The sequence below is a fragment of the Symbiopectobacterium sp. RP genome, from assembly GCF_050472005.1.
Lineage (GTDB): Bacteria > Pseudomonadota > Gammaproteobacteria > Enterobacterales > Enterobacteriaceae > Symbiopectobacterium.
In genome coordinates, this window is sequence record NZ_JBGOGS010000001.1 from 2482632 (window position 1) to 2496541 (window position 13910).

The window sequence follows — 13910 nt, forward strand, 5'->3', positions numbered from 1 at the left end:
GTCCATATGGTGTAATCAAAATTAAGTCGCTTGGCTATAATCGCTAACCGTTTATTGCGTTAGCCTTATTGGTTGGTTTTACCCTGTGTTGAAAAACGGCGGATTAATACCCGCCGTTTTTTTGTGCCAGCAGAATATATAATTTAGTGAGTGATAGTTTATCTTGAAATAAATACGGCGCTCGAAAGCGCCTCAGATATAATTGTTAACATCATGTTATGACTATATTAAAAACGATAGCCAACACCAAACATAAAGGTAAAGGGATCGAGACGGGTACTGATCGATTGTGGGCCCAATGAAGAATTAAAACGCACATCGGTATCAATATTCATCCACCAGACTGAAGTATTAATCAGCCAGTTATTGTCCAGGTTATAATCCAACCCAGCCTGTGCCGCCACACCCCAGGAATTTTTCACTCTAAGATCGCTCAGCCCTAACCCCAGATTCTTACCGCGATCGTTGAATTTCTTATCAAAGAACATGGTGTAGTTGATACCGACACCAAGATAAGGACGCAGTTTGTCTTTTGCATCTCGGAAATAATACTGCGCCATCAATGAAGGCGGCAGATGGCTGACCTGCGCGATATTACCGATGGTTTGCAATCCAACATTGTGTGTAAACGGGGTTGCAGCCAGCAACTCCACGCCAATGTTGTCGGTGACCATGTAGCTGAACGTCAGCCCCAACTGCGTATCGTTATCGACTTTGAAAGAGCTGACGTTAAGCACCGTATCACCACCCGCATTCGGGCGCACGGTAGCCGTTCCTGCACGCACAATAAAATCACCAGCTTGATGCGCCTGAGCGAAGACAGGCAGCAACGTTGCGACGAGTAGAGCCAAAGACGTTTTTTTCATTATTACCCACTCCCTTTATATGGTTTAAAGTTGAGCGAAGAATACCTCTAAGTAGGTATTCTTGTTTTAAGCCAGATCACAACTTTTGTGCTAAAAAAGCGAAATTCTAAACACATCAAGATGCGCTAACTACTTAAAAAACCTAAAATTGATCTGCATCAATTTTCAATTCAACGCGCATTTAGTGCGCAGGTTAATTCTGCACCTTCACGGCGATCAATCACTGGCGCTATAGCCAAGCGACTTAATTTTGATTACACCATATGGACTGAGAACAAAATCTCTGTATCGCAACCACTCTCTCTTTTTTTGCTTTTTGCTTGTGCCCATTTATGCTCAATGGGGTTAAGATCTGGCGAATATGTAGGCAAATACTCCACCATATACCCTGCATCGATGATGACTTGTTGAATATTATGTTTTTTGTGAAAAGTTGCATTGTCCATCACGATTACCCTGTTTTTAGGGAGTACTGGGATAAGAACTTGTGTGACCCAGGAATAGAAAACATCGCTGTTAATATTGATATCAAATAATCCGATAGCAAACAGCGTTGTGCCTAATAACGCGCCGATAACGTGGCTTTGTTGAATAAACATATTTTATGCTGCACCCCCAGTGAAACGACAGATCCTCGCAACGCAAAATCATGCAGTTAGGCCTCATAAGAAAACTGTAAACCTGAGGTGACAAGCATTTTATACCAAAAATGGCTGGCAAAACAGCATGACTCACTATTATTCAACAAAGCCCGATAACATTTGTTCTTCCCTTGGCTCCCCAGTTCTTCAGGCCAAAGTACCGTTGACCTTTTGGGGAATAGCCGTGAGTCCGTGGTGTATCGTGTGGAAAACCACTTTCATCAATAAAAACAATAGATTTACCTTCTTTTTCATACTGTTGTTTTTTTGTTGAAATGCTTGCCGGGCGCTTTCGTCGGCTTTAGGATGACGTAGCGTTTTTTTATAGGTCAATCCCAGCTTTTTAAGAGCTTGCCAAATGGCCTTCTGACAAACGCCAAAACGCTCTGCACGTTCTTTTTGGTAAGCATCTGGATATGGTTCAACATCTTTTATCAACTCGGATTTATCGCTCTTTCGCTGACGCGTGGTCGATGCTTTTGACGCTATTTGATTAATCCAACGCGATACAGAGGCAGGGCCAATCCGAAATTGCTTCGCTGTTTCTCGGATACTCAACCCTTCTTCTTCCCGTGTAGATATCACTTTACGTCTAAAATCAATTGAATAGCTCATTTAAATAATGTAATCAAAATTAAGTCGTTTATCTATATTCGTTGTATGCAGGGCACCAACAGCAAGGCTCACTGTCGTTGTGCTGCGCTGGAAGGTGAGATCGGTCAGGCAGTCAGTTGCAACATCTATTCACAGCCTCTCTCGCCATACCGTGAGTTTTTACGCTCTGGAGAGAACGGGGAGGAAAATGATGACTGCAATCGTGCCAGAGCCCGCTATGGCTTGCCCCCGCTGTAACCTGCCGAATAAAATTGCAGCGAATACCCTTTTCAGACGTGCAGCAAGGTGCAACCTTTTGAGGTAACAGGTTACAATGTGGATCATTGGGCGCGCTGACGCGTCGTTTTCACTGTTGAATAGCCAAGGAGCCTTCATGTCTATCACGGCCGGTACCCTCTACCGTGACACTATGAATTTTACGCGTAACCAACTTATCGGCCTGTTGTTGCTGTCATTGCTCACGGCGGTCATTACTGTCATGTTAAATCAAGTATTGATACCGGCACCTGAACAGTTACAGCTATTGAGTAATGTCAGCGGCGATCTCTCCAGCAGCGGTCAGTTAGGGTTGCATGACCTGATTCAACAAATGACGCCCGAGCAGCAGATGGTGCTGCTCAAAGTTTCCGCTGCCAGCACCTTTGCAGCACTGGTCGGCAATGCCTTGCTGACTGGCGGCGTGCTGACGCTGGTAAGGCAGGTTTCTGCCGGACAACCCACCAGTGCGCTGCGCGCGATTGGTGGTTCCGCTCCGTTGCTGCCACGGCTGTTCTTTTTGATTCTGGTGGGTACCATTTTGGTGCAACTGGGCATGCTGCTGTTAATTGTGCCGGGGGTGTTGCTGGCCATAGCAGTGAGTATGTCACCGGTGATCGCAGCGGTTGAGAATAAAAGCGTTTTCGCCTCCATCCGCCTCAGCGCAAAGCTCGCTTATAGCAATCTGAAGCTGGTTGCCCCCTCCGTACTTTTTTGGTTATTGGCTAAAGTTGCCCTACTGATGCTGGTTGCGCGTTTGCCGCTGGCATCGCCGACCAGCATGGCAATTCTGATGAACGGGGTAAGCAACCTGATCTCTGCCATCTTTTTGATCTATCTTTTCCGTCTGTATATGTTGCTACGTCAATAATGCGCAAACATGCCGTCTGTGGGCGGCATGTTTGATTAACAGAAAAGTAATGTTCTGCAAATTCTTACGATAAAACAGGAAGCGGATGGCACAATCAAGGATAATGACAATCAGCAGCAGATGATCGCCTACGGGTGAATGTAGTTAATCTTTGGCACCTCGCGTTGTAATAGGTTGATATAATGAAGCAACTTCTTGATTTCTTACCTTTAGTTATTTTTTTCGTCGTATACAAATTGCACGATATCTTTTGGGCAACCGGTGCGCTGATCGCTGCCACACTCGCTGCGTTCCTCTACAGCTGGTACAAATTCCGCAAGGTAGAAAAAACCATGCTGGTCACCGTGGTGTTGGTGGCGGTGTTCGGCGGGCTGACTATCTATTTTCATAACCCCGAATTCATCAAATGGAAAGTGACGATCATTTATGCGTTGTTCGCCGGTGCGTTACTGATCGGTCAGTGGTTTTTCAACAAATCGCTGATTCAGTGTATGTTGGGCAAAGAGATTACGCTGCCGCAACCGGTTTGGCGTAAGCTGAATTGCGCTTGGGCGCTGTTCTTCATTGCCTGCGGACTGCTCAATATCTATGTTGCGTTCTGGTTGTCAGAAGGTCTATGGATGAACTTCAAGGTATTCGGGCTGACAGGGCTCACCTTGTTGTTTACACTGGCCTGTGGCGTTTACATCTATCGCCATCTGCCACCTGAGCAGAATAATAACGAAAGCAAACAGTAATCCTTTAAACGTTAACCTGAGACGACGATGAGTACTACTCAAACTGCACCTCACGGTGAGCTGGTTCTGCGCACGCTGGCTATGCCCGCTGATACTAATGCCAATGGCGATATCTTTGGTGGTTGGCTAATGTCGCAAATGGACATTGGCGGTGCCATCATGGCGAAAGAGATTGCCGAAGGGCGCGTTGTCACGGTGCGTGTTGACGGCATGAGCTTCCTCAAACCTGTCGCCGTCGGTGATGTGGTTTGCTGCTATGCCCGCTGTCTGCGCACCGGGCGCAGTTCATTGGATATCAATGTGGAAGTGTGGGTGAAGAAGGTTTCTACTGCCCCCATCGGGCAACGTTACCGCACAACTCAGGCGCTTTTCACCTATGTTGCAGTGGACGAAGCGGGTCACCCATGCGAATTACCGGCCGGAAAAAGCTACTTTACCGCCCCCGACCCGGCCTAGGAACACCCCTGACCACCCATTAACGTCACGGGCCTTGGACAAAAAAAGAACCGCAATTGCGGTTCTTTTTTTATTGATGTGCAGCGGCGGATTTATTCAACCACGGCGCCAGCATCAATTTTAAAGATGATGGTGACCTGCAAATCTTTACCCGGTTTTCCCGCTTCGTAACGCCATTTACGCATTGCCTGACGAATATCGCGTTCAAACATATTGCGCGGCTGTGCGTTCAGCACGCGGATATTGTCTACTCGCCCTTCACTATCCACGTCAAACTGAAGCGTTGTCCTGCCTTCCACGCGCAGTGCAAACGCGCGTGCTGGATACTGCGGTTGCGCGCGGCTCAACGGGCGCGCTCCTGACGACTGCACCGAGGCAGACGGTGCCGGAGCTTGACGTACAGGCGCATTGTCACGGGTTTTGCTGGCATCCTCTGAGGTAAACGGCGAGGGTGGCTGTTTCTCATCAGCCTTCTCTTGCGTCTTCTTCGGTTGCTCGACCTTTTTCTTCACCGGCTCCGTTTTCGATTTCGGTTTCGGCTTAGGTTTCGGTTCTGGCTTTGGCTCAGGCAACGGGATCGCGACAGGCTGCGGCAAAGGTTCCGGCTCTGGCTCAGGTTGTTTCACTGCTTCGACCTGTGGTTCTGGTTCCGGCTCAGGCTGTGCAGCCTGCGGTGCGGGTGCCGCTTCCGTCGCAGCAGGTGCGACCATCACGACGCTGATCGGCTTCGTCGCCTTAGGAAGTTCAAGTGCGTCATTAAACGATGCGTATAACAATACGGCGATTAATCCACCATGAGCGCCAACAGAAAGTAAAAAAGACCATGATTGGCGGCGAATTCCTAATAAAGTTGTTTGCGGCATAATTTTTCGTTGTCCTCTTAGCCGCCCAAGTTTAAATGCAAATAGCAATCATATTCAATAAGAACCCGATACTTTGTTAAAAAAACCACGGGCAGAGTATGATGGTGTTTTCACACTATTCCCTTGAGGATTATAAGATGTTGTACATCATTTTTGCTCAGGACGTTCCTAGTTCATTGTCAAATCGTCTGGCTGCACGCCCTGCCCATTTGGCACGCTTGCAAACCTTGCGCGATGAAGGTCGGCTGCTTACAGCAGGTCCACTCCCCGCCGTTGATAGTGAAACCCCCGGTGATGCTGGATTTACCGGTTCCGCGGTTATTGCCGAATTTCCCTCACTGACCGATGCACAGCGCTGGGCTGATGCCGATCCTTACGTGGCCGCAGGCGTGTATCACAGCGTAATCGTAAAACCCTTCAAAAAGGTGTTTTAACCCTGTATTACCAACGGTTATTTTGTTTAAGACAGCATTTAAGATGCAGCAAAAACGCACGATTTAACGTGTTTTTGCTGTATTACCTGCTGTATTTAAACGCCGTGTTTATTTCAGTTAATTTGAAAAATATCAGTAGCGGAAAGAAAAAGCTGAAATAATATAGTCAGTTAACAATGCTATGGTACTGACTCTTGTTAATTGAGAGCTAGGACTTATGCTACCACGATTCGCGTTTCTGAAGGGAAAAGGGACATTGCTCCGCAGATTCCGACCCAGCATTTTTTTGGGGTTATTGCTGATCATCGGTTTGTTTTCGCTGCTACAGCTGATGTCGATCGCAATTATTTCTAACACCATGAGCTAGGTACAGCGCGATATCACGGCCAACGATCGATTATAGCTAAACGACTTAATTTTGATTGCATTATTTAAATGAGCTATTCAATTGATTTTAGACGTAAAGTGATATCTACACGGGAAGAAGAAGGGTTGAGTATCCGAGAAACAGCGAAGCAATTTCGGATTGGCCCTGCCTCTGTATCGCGTTGGATTAATCAAATAGCGTCAAAAGCATCGACCACGCGTCAGCGAAAGATCGGCTTTGTTGAATAAACATATTTTATGCTGCACCCCCGGTGAAACGACAGATCCTCGCAACGCAAAATCATGCAGTTAGGCCTCATAAGAAAACTGTAAACCTGAGGTGGCAAGCATTTTCTACCAAAACTAGCTGGCAAAACAGCATGATTCACTATTATTCAACAAAGTCACAACTGTGTTGATCTGCTCCGATAATTACCCAAAAGTTCTATTTATTCAACAAAGCCTACACCATATGGACTGAGAACAAAATCTCTGTATCGCAACCACTCTCTCTTTTTTTGCTTTTTGCTTGTGCCCATTTATGCTCAATGGGGTTAAGATCTGGCGAATATGTAGGCAAATACTCCACCATATACCCTGCATCGATGATGACTTGTTGAATATTATGTTTTTTGTAAAAAGTTGCATTGTCCATCACGATTACCCTGTTTTTAGGGAGTACTGGGATAAGGACTTGTGTGACCCAGGAATAGAAAACATCGCTGTTAATATTGATATCAAATAATCCGATAGCAAACAGCGTGGTGCCTAATAAAGCGCCGATAACATTTGTTCTTCCCTTGGCTCCCCCGTTCTTCAGGCCAAAACACCGTTGACCTTTTGGGGAATAGCCGTGAGTCCGTGGTGTATCGTGTGGAAAACCACTTTCATCAATAAAAAACAATGGGTTTACCTTCTTTTTCATACTGTTGTATTTTTTGTTGAAATGCTTGCCGGGCGCTTCCGTCGGCTTTCGGATGACGTAGCGTTTTTTTATAGGTCAATCCCAGCTTTTTAAGAGCGTGCAAAATGGCCTTCTGGCAAACGCCAAAACGCTCTGCACGTTCTTTTTGGTAAGCATCTGGATATGGTTCAACATCTTTTATCAACTCGGATTTATCGATCTTTCGCTGACGCGTGGTCGATGCTTTTGACGCTATTTGATTAATCCAACGCGATACAGAGGCAGGGCCAATCCGAAATTGCTTCGCTGTTTCTCGGATACTCAACCCTTCTTCTTCCCGTGTAGATATCACTTTACGTCTAAAATCAATTGAATAGCTCATTTAAATAATATAATCAAAATTGAGTCGTTTAGCTGTAGCCGTAGTTCACCAACAAGGACTCGGGCATCTTTCAGGGGTATAGCCGGGTACTTTCCTATTGTTAAGCGCTGAGGCTGGCCGTTCCATCGGTAGCGAAACTGAAAGGCTATAGAGCCCTTTGGTGATATCCTAGCGGATAGGCCATCACCGTCCGTTAGTTCTGTTCGTGATCCTTGTGATTTTCCAAGTAATGAGTGCAGTTTTGTGTCACTGAGGGCCATGATAGTATTGTGTACACACGGTAAATTGGAATGTGTACCGATTATGTACACAAATACCATCGGACTAGCAAATGCAATTTAATGTTTTCAGGTACAGAGTAGGACAAAGCAAGGCATTAAATCGATGTAATATACTGGTTGTAATAGACAAAATGACGCATGAGAGCAATTAATAAGACAATGGGCGACACATCAATACAACCCACGTTTTTTATCCATGATTATGAAACCTTCGGTAAACACCCTGCCCGCGATCGCCCGGCACAGTTTGCCGGTGTGCGTACCAATATGGACTTCAATATCATTGGTGAGCCGCTGGTGATTTACTGCCAGCCCACGGATGACTACCTGCCCGAACCGGAAGCGGTGCTGATCACCGGCATTACGCCGCAACTCGCCCAAGCCAAAGGGGTTTGCGAAGCGGGATTCGCGCGCCAGATTCATGCCGCCTTCAGCGTGCCGAACACCTGCATCATGGGGTACAACAATATTCGCTTCGACGATGAGGTGAGCCGCAACATTTTCTACCGCAATTTCTACGATCCCTATGCGTACAGTTGGCAACATGGCAATTCTCGCTGGGATTTGTTGGATGCACTGCGCGCTTGCTACGCTTTGCGCCCGGACGGCATCGAGTGGCCGCTAAATGATGACGGCTTGCCCAGCTTTCGCCTAGAGCACCTGACACAGGCCAATGGCGTCGCGCACGAACACGCCCACGATGCCATGTCCGATGTGTATGCCACCATTGCCATGGCGAAGTTGTTTAAGCAAGCCCAGCCGAAACTGTTCCAGTATCTGTTTGCGCTGCGCAATAAAAACAAGGTCAGTCAGCTTATCGATATTCCCCAAATGAAACCGCTGGTACATGTCAGCGGGATGTTTGGCGCGGCGCGTGGCAATACCAGCTGGGTGGTGCCGCTGGCCTGGCACCCGGAAAATCGCAATGCGGTGATCCTGTGCGATCTGGCCGGTGATATCACCCCACTGCTTGAACTGGATGCTGATGCGCTCCGTGAACGGCTCTATACCCCGCGTGAGCGTCTGGCTCCCGAGCAAAGCCCGGCCCCTGTCAAACTGGTGCATATCAATAAATGCCCGGTGCTGGCCCCCGCCAACACGCTTCGCCCAGAAGATGCAGCTCGACTGGGGATCGATCGCCAGCGTTGTCTCGATAACTTGGCGGTGTTACGTCAACGCAGCGATCTTCGCGAAAAAGTGGTGGAGCTCTATGCCGATGCGCCGCCCTTTACGCCGGACAGTGACGTGGATATGCGGTTATACGATGGTTTTTTTGGCGATGCCGATCGGGCTGCCATGAACATTATTCAGCAGACGGCAGCAAAGAACCTGCCTGCGTTGGATCTGTCATTTAATGACAATCGCATCGCGCACTTATTATTCCGTTATCGCGCAAGAAACTTTCCTGGCACCTTGGATGACAGTGAGCAACAGCGTTGGTTACAGCACCGCAAAGTGCTATTCACACCTGAACGTCTTCAAGACTATGTCTCATATTTACAAGAACTTTATGCTAAGCACAAAGACGACAAGCGTAAAGCCGAGTTACTAAAAGCCCTATTCGTCTATACACAGACCTTGGTCGGCTGATTTTTTTACGGTGTTAAAGACAAAAAAGCCGGTTCACATCGTGAACCGGCTCAGGGTCGAACCGTGCTGTTAACCGCTATATTTTCACAGCAGCTCTTCGCTGCACTGGGCACCGGCTCACGGAAAGTGCGTGTCACAAACGCTAGGTAGATCAGGCCAATAGACGCCCAGATCAGCCCCAACGTCATGGAGCTCTTCTCCAGATTGAGCCACAGCGCCCCCACAGCCAATGCGCCTAACAGCGGCAGCACCAGATAATGGAAGGTGTCTTTCAGCGTGCGGTTACGGCCTTCACGCAGATAGAACTGCGAAATCACCGACAGGTTAACAAAGGTAAATGCCACCAGCGTACCAAAGTTAATCAACGCCGTTGCCACTTCAAGATCGAATGAGACCGCAGAGAGCGCCACCACACCGACCAGCAGTACGTTCAGCGACGGCGTACGCCATTGCGGGTGGATATAGCAGAAGAAACGTTCTGGGAACACGCCATCACGTCCCATGACATACATCAGGCGAGACACCCCCGCATGCGCGGCCATACCGGAAGGCAGTACGGTATAGCCAAGCGACATTATTTTGATAACAATTAGCTGTATTTTTTTGCCACATATCAGGGCATTGGCTGTAATCATTTTTAAGTCGGTTGGCTATATCTCTTTGCTCGCTTCACCGCATGATGCGCTGACCTGCCAACGCAGAACCCATAGCTGCTTTCACTGAAGGTCGGATCCCACTGGCTTTGCAGCACCTGCATCACTGCCTGCTGGATGAACCTGTCCATTACCGTCGGGATTCCCAGTTGTCGGGTTCCTCCCCCGGGTTTCGGTATGTCCACCCTGCGGACGGGCTGAGGTTTGTATCTGCCAGCCAGCAGGTTACTCCGCAGTTCCGGCTACTGGTGTTTCAGATGGTCGGGGAGTTCGCTCACGCTTATTCCGTCCACACCCGGCGCGCCTTTGTTGGCTTTTACTCTTTTCAGCGCCTGCTTCAGATTTTCTTGGTTGAGGATAACCTCCATGAGACTATCCCCGGACGACGGGCTTTCCCGCTCCGGTTGTGTCTGGACGGTTTCAGCCCCTGATGGGGCAGGAGTCGGGGCTTCACCCCTTCTGCTCTCATCGGGGTCGCATTGCGTTTTCTGCTGCATGACCGTTCGGAACCTCCGGCGATACTCGCCACTCATCACTGTTCGGGCCTTCAGGTTTCCCCTACTATACCCTCTGTTGACTTCTGCATAGCGATCAGCGCACCTCACGATGAGCTCAGTCCTGAATGCAGGACGCTATGCAGACCTCCCGGGGTAAGCCCGCCCCCCTTCACCACACACCTGCCTGATTTACTCACTCGACCCTTGATGGTTATGGCCTTCGCGATCATATGCTCGCTCTGCCGATCGGATGAGCCTTGTATCAGGTTTCTGTTCGTCAGGTCATGGCTTTGCTCCACGCTTCCTTCAGACTCCACCTCGCGATGACGCCCTTGCACTTCGCTAGTCCTTCGCCACCATCAGGCTGTACAGGGGACTTTCACCCCCAAGCTGTCGGGCATGCCCGGCACACATAAAAAAGCACCTTTTTACAGGTGCCTTTCTAAAAAGCTAGATATTACAGTCTATTGCAAGTAATACCACGGTGTTTTGTGCAGATTATCTCGGCATATCATCAGCCATAAATATTTGCACGATCGCGCAGTTCTTTACCTGGTTTGAAATGGGGAACGTATTTACCTTCCAGCTCCACCTTTTCACCGGTTTTCGGATTGCGCCCAACGCGTGGTGCACGGTAGTGAAGTGAGAAACTGCCGAACCCTCGGATCTCAATGCGATCACCATCAGCCAGCGTTGCCGCCATCTGCTCGAGCATCTCTTTCACTGCATCCTCAACCACCTTGGCCGGGATATGAGATTGCTGTCCAGCAAGTCTTTCGATCAGTTCAGACTTGGTCATAATTCCTCCAAGTGCGTGGTTATATCAATATTGGATAGCCACGATTGACTTACTACCGTAACAAAATGAGTCAACCTCATGGCCGACTCACCCCACCCTATTACTCGCCTTTAGCTGCTTTGAACGCTTCAGCCATTGCGCTGGAGAAGTTACCTTCTTCCTGTTTGTTGTTTACGGCAGCGATAGCGTCTTTCTCATCCGCTTCGTCTTTCGCACGTACAGACAGGCTTACAACACGGTTTTTACGATCAACACCAGTGTATTTGGCTTCAACTTCATCGCCTACGTTCAGAACCAGCGTAGCATCTTCTACACGGTCACGAGATGCTTCAGAAGCACGCAGGTAACCTTCAACGCCATCTGCTAATTCAATTGTAGCACCTTTTGCGTCAACAGCAGTGACTTTACCCGTTACGATCGCACCTTTTTTGTTCAGTGACAGATAGTTATTGAACGGGTCTTCCGCCAGTTGCTTAACGCCCAAGGAGATACGCTCGCGCTCTGCGTCAACTTGCAGAACAACAGCGGCGATTTCGTCACCTTTCTTATATTCGCGAACGGCTTCTTCGCCAGCCACGTTCCAAGAGATGTCAGACAGGTGTACCAGACCATCGATACCGCCATCCAGACCGATGAAGATACCGAAGTCAGTGATAGACTTGATCTTACCTTCTACGCGGTCACCCTTGTTGTGGGTTTCAGCGAACAGCTGCCACGGGTTGGATTTGCATTGTTTCAGGCCTAGGGAGATACGACGACGTTCTTCGTCGATATCCAGAACCATAACTTCAACCACGTCGCCCACGTTAACCACTTTGGACGGATGGATGTTTTTGTTGGTCCAATCCATTTCAGATACGTGTACCAGACCTTCAACTCCTTCTTCGATTTCTACGAAGCAGCCGTAATCAGTCAGGTTGGTCACACGACCGGTCAGACGGGTGTTTTCCGGGTAGCGCTTAGCGATAGCAACCCACGGATCCTCGCCCAGCTGTTTCAGGCCCAAGGACACACGAGTACGTTCGCGGTCGAACTTCAGCACTTTCACAGTGATCTCATCGCCAACATTGACGATTTCGCTCGGATGCTTAACGCGTTTCCACGCCATATCAGTGATATGCAGCAGACCATCAACGCCACCCAGGTCAACGAATGCACCGTAGTCAGTGAGGTTCTTAACGATACCTTTAACTTCCATGCCTTCTTGTAGGTTTTCCAGCAGTTGATCCCGCTCAGCGCTGTTCTCGGATTCAATAACGGCACAGCGGGAAACGACAACGTTGTTGCGTTTCTGATCCAGCTTGATCACTTTAAACTCAAGCTCTTTGCCTTCCAAGTGCAGCGTGTCGCGAACCGGGCGGACGTCAACCAAAGAACCCGGCAGGAACGCACGGATGCCGTTCAGTTCAACCGTGAAGCCGCCTTTCACTTTACCGTTGATAACACCGGTAACGGTCGCAGCTTCTTCGTAGGCTTTTTCCAGCATCAGCCAAGCTTCGTGGCGTTTCGCTTTCTCACGAGACAGCAGGGTCTCGCCGAAACCGTCTTCTACCGCGTCCAAGGCAACGTCGATTCCGTCACCCACCTGGATTTCAAGTTCGCCTTGTGCGTTTTTGAATTGTTCTACCGGAATGGCAGATTCAGATTTCAGACCGGCGTCAACCAGTACGACATCTTTATCAATAGCAACGACAACACCGCGAACGATGGAACCCGGACGAGTTTCGATTTCTTTCAGCGATTCTTCAAAGAGTTGAGCAAAAGATTCAGTCATGTTGTTAATCTTAAGGGTTTAAATTTAACGTCCATCTGGCATCCTGCTTGATGGGGTTGTTTCACATGCCCTGCTGTTATCCTTACAACAAGGTTAAAAAAACAATGCTACACCGCGCCTCAATCAACTCTGTGATTGAGCAAGGATTTCACGCGCATAACTGAGCGATTTCGCAATAACGTCATCAATAGACATATCGGTCGAATCCAACACCAGCGCGTCTGTGGCAGGGACTAACGGTGCTACTGGACGACCCCGATCGCGCACATCCCGTTCTTTTATCTCGGACAAAAGGCGCTCAAAGTTAACATTAAAGCCTTTTTCCTGCAACTGTAGCATACGTCGTTGTGCACGTTCTTCCACGCTGGCATCCAAAAAAATCTTCACAGGCGCATCGGGGAACACCACCGTACCCATATCGCGGCCGTCCGCGACCAGTCCCGGCGCTTCGCGAAACACACGCTGCCGACGCAATAAGGCTTCTCTTACACGCGGAAAAGCGGCCGCCTGCGAGGCAGTGTTACCGACCGTTTCATTACGAATTTCGTTACTGACGTCCTCACCTTCCAGAATCACTTTCAATTGCCCGTCTTCAGCAACGAAACGCACGTCAAGGTGCGACGCCAGCGGCACTAACGCTTCTTCCGAACCGATATCAACCTGATGATGTAAGGCAGCCAAGGCGAGCACGCGATAAATCGCGCCCGAGTCCAACAAATTCCACTGCAATGTTTCTGCCAACGCCTTGCACAGCGTTCCCTTGCCTGCGCCACTCGGCCCATCAACCGTTATTACCGGTGCCGTTACCGCCATCTATTTCTCCTATTTACTCCGATCAAGCGCGAGGTCTGTTACGACTTACGGTGCCTCATTATACGCGCCAACGAGCAAAACCGTTAGCCTAACACCCGGAGAAAGATAAAATT

Annotated in this window: 17 protein-coding genes and 3 pseudogenes; 7 read left to right on the forward strand and 13 right to left on the reverse strand. The window is 48.8% G+C overall.

From position 1 onward, the window contains the following. Window positions 1-227 precede the first annotated feature (227 nt). From ompW to ACD630_RS16495, 3 genes are all read right to left on the reverse strand, one after another. A complete protein-coding gene (gene ompW, locus ACD630_RS16485) occupies window positions 228-866 on the reverse strand; it encodes an outer membrane protein OmpW (RefSeq protein ID WP_430359691.1) in 639 nt (212 codons plus the stop codon). A 254-nt stretch (window positions 867-1120) separates the two neighbouring features. Next, complete coding sequence (locus tag ACD630_RS16490) at window positions 1121-1465, reverse strand: transposase (RefSeq protein WP_430359692.1); 345 nt, start codon at window positions 1463-1465, stop codon at window positions 1121-1123. 189 nt (window positions 1466-1654) lie between these two features. Further along, window positions 1655-2122 carry an IS630 transposase-related protein gene (locus tag ACD630_RS16495; protein WP_430359693.1) on the reverse strand — a complete coding sequence of 156 codons (468 nt, stop codon included), beginning with the start codon at window positions 2120-2122 and terminating at the stop codon, window positions 1655-1657. A gap of 33 nt (window positions 2123-2155) precedes the next feature. Between ACD630_RS16495 and ACD630_RS16500 the strand changes: the two are divergent. From ACD630_RS16500 to yciA, 4 genes and pseudogenes are all read left to right on the forward strand, one after another. Further along, a pseudogene (locus ACD630_RS16500) lies at window positions 2156-2359 on the forward strand (YkgJ family cysteine cluster protein); the annotation flags it as partial. Window positions 2360-2495: 136 nt separating this feature from the next. Next, window positions 2496-3248: a YciC family protein gene (locus tag ACD630_RS16505; protein ID WP_430360100.1), complete on the forward strand. Its 753-nt coding sequence runs from the start codon at window positions 2496-2498 to the stop codon at window positions 3246-3248. A 182-nt stretch (window positions 3249-3430) separates the two neighbouring features. Further along, window positions 3431-3985, forward strand: a complete 555-nt coding sequence (locus ACD630_RS16510) for a septation protein A (RefSeq protein ID WP_430359694.1) — start codon at window positions 3431-3433, stop codon at window positions 3983-3985. A gap of 27 nt (window positions 3986-4012) precedes the next feature. Next, window positions 4013-4441: an acyl-CoA thioester hydrolase YciA gene (yciA, locus tag ACD630_RS16515; protein WP_430359695.1), complete on the forward strand. Its 429-nt coding sequence runs from the start codon at window positions 4013-4015 to the stop codon at window positions 4439-4441. Window positions 4442-4533: 92 nt separating this feature from the next. Here the strand turns inward: yciA and tonB are convergent, their stop codons facing one another. Then, complete coding sequence (gene tonB / locus ACD630_RS16520) at window positions 4534-5304, reverse strand: TonB system transport protein TonB (RefSeq protein ID WP_430360102.1); 771 nt, start codon at window positions 5302-5304, stop codon at window positions 4534-4536. A 137-nt stretch (window positions 5305-5441) separates the two neighbouring features. Between tonB and ACD630_RS16525 the strand changes: the two genes are divergently transcribed. Together ACD630_RS16525 and ACD630_RS16530 are read left to right on the forward strand one after the other, a co-directional pair. Next, window positions 5442-5738 carry a YciI family protein gene (locus ACD630_RS16525; RefSeq protein WP_430360103.1) on the forward strand — a complete coding sequence of 99 codons (297 nt, stop codon included), beginning with the start codon at window positions 5442-5444 and terminating at the stop codon, window positions 5736-5738. Between the two features lie 435 nt (window positions 5739-6173). After that, entirely contained in the window at window positions 6174-6353 is a 180-nt protein-coding gene (locus ACD630_RS16530; RefSeq protein ID WP_430358951.1) for an IS630 transposase-related protein, read from the forward strand. A gap of 214 nt (window positions 6354-6567) precedes the next feature. Here the strand turns inward: ACD630_RS16530 and ACD630_RS16535 are convergent, their stop codons facing one another. The 3 genes and pseudogenes from ACD630_RS16535 to ACD630_RS16545 all read right to left on the reverse strand — a co-directional run. Beyond that, the gene (locus ACD630_RS16535) at window positions 6568-7101 is read right to left on the reverse strand and encodes an IS630 family transposase (RefSeq protein WP_430360104.1); all 534 of its coding nucleotides are present in this window, start codon (window positions 7099-7101) and stop codon (window positions 6568-6570) included. After that, window positions 6995-7390, reverse strand: a complete 396-nt coding sequence (locus ACD630_RS16540) for an IS630 transposase-related protein (protein ID WP_430359696.1) — start codon at window positions 7388-7390, stop codon at window positions 6995-6997. The genes ACD630_RS16535 and ACD630_RS16540 overlap by 107 nt, the downstream gene beginning before the upstream one ends. A 35-nt stretch (window positions 7391-7425) precedes the next feature. Then, a pseudogene (locus ACD630_RS16545) lies at window positions 7426-7650 on the reverse strand (Arm DNA-binding domain-containing protein); the annotation flags it as partial. Window positions 7651-7830: 180 nt separating this feature from the next. Here ACD630_RS16545 and sbcB point away from each other — a divergent pair. Next, the gene (gene sbcB, locus ACD630_RS16550; protein WP_430359697.1) at window positions 7831-9261 is read left to right on the forward strand and encodes an exodeoxyribonuclease I; all 1431 of its coding nucleotides are present in this window, start codon (window positions 7831-7833) and stop codon (window positions 9259-9261) included. Between the two features lie 50 nt (window positions 9262-9311). On the opposite strand, the pseudogene ACD630_RS16555 reads toward sbcB, so the two are convergent. From ACD630_RS16555 to cmk, 6 genes and pseudogenes are all read right to left on the reverse strand, one after another. Beyond that, window positions 9312-9821, reverse strand: a pseudogene (locus tag ACD630_RS16555) (APC family permease); the annotation flags it as partial. A gap of 77 nt (window positions 9822-9898) precedes the next feature. Continuing rightward, entirely contained in the window at window positions 9899-10099 is a 201-nt protein-coding gene (locus tag ACD630_RS16560) for a reverse transcriptase domain-containing protein (protein WP_430359698.1), read from the reverse strand. 57 nt (window positions 10100-10156) lie between these two features. Then, window positions 10157-10282, reverse strand: coding sequence for a hypothetical protein (locus ACD630_RS16565; protein WP_430359699.1), 126 nt, complete (start codon window positions 10280-10282; stop codon window positions 10157-10159). Between the two features lie 643 nt (window positions 10283-10925). Next, the gene (gene ihfB / locus ACD630_RS16570; protein WP_195312909.1) at window positions 10926-11210 is read right to left on the reverse strand and encodes an integration host factor subunit beta; all 285 of its coding nucleotides are present in this window, start codon (window positions 11208-11210) and stop codon (window positions 10926-10928) included. A 100-nt stretch (window positions 11211-11310) separates the two neighbouring features. After that, a complete protein-coding gene (gene rpsA, locus ACD630_RS16575; protein ID WP_430359700.1) occupies window positions 11311-12984 on the reverse strand; it encodes a 30S ribosomal protein S1 in 1674 nt (557 codons plus the stop codon). A gap of 123 nt (window positions 12985-13107) precedes the next feature. Further along, entirely contained in the window at window positions 13108-13797 is a 690-nt protein-coding gene (gene cmk, locus ACD630_RS16580; protein WP_430359701.1) for a (d)CMP kinase, read from the reverse strand. Window positions 13798-13910: the final 113 nt, after the last annotated feature.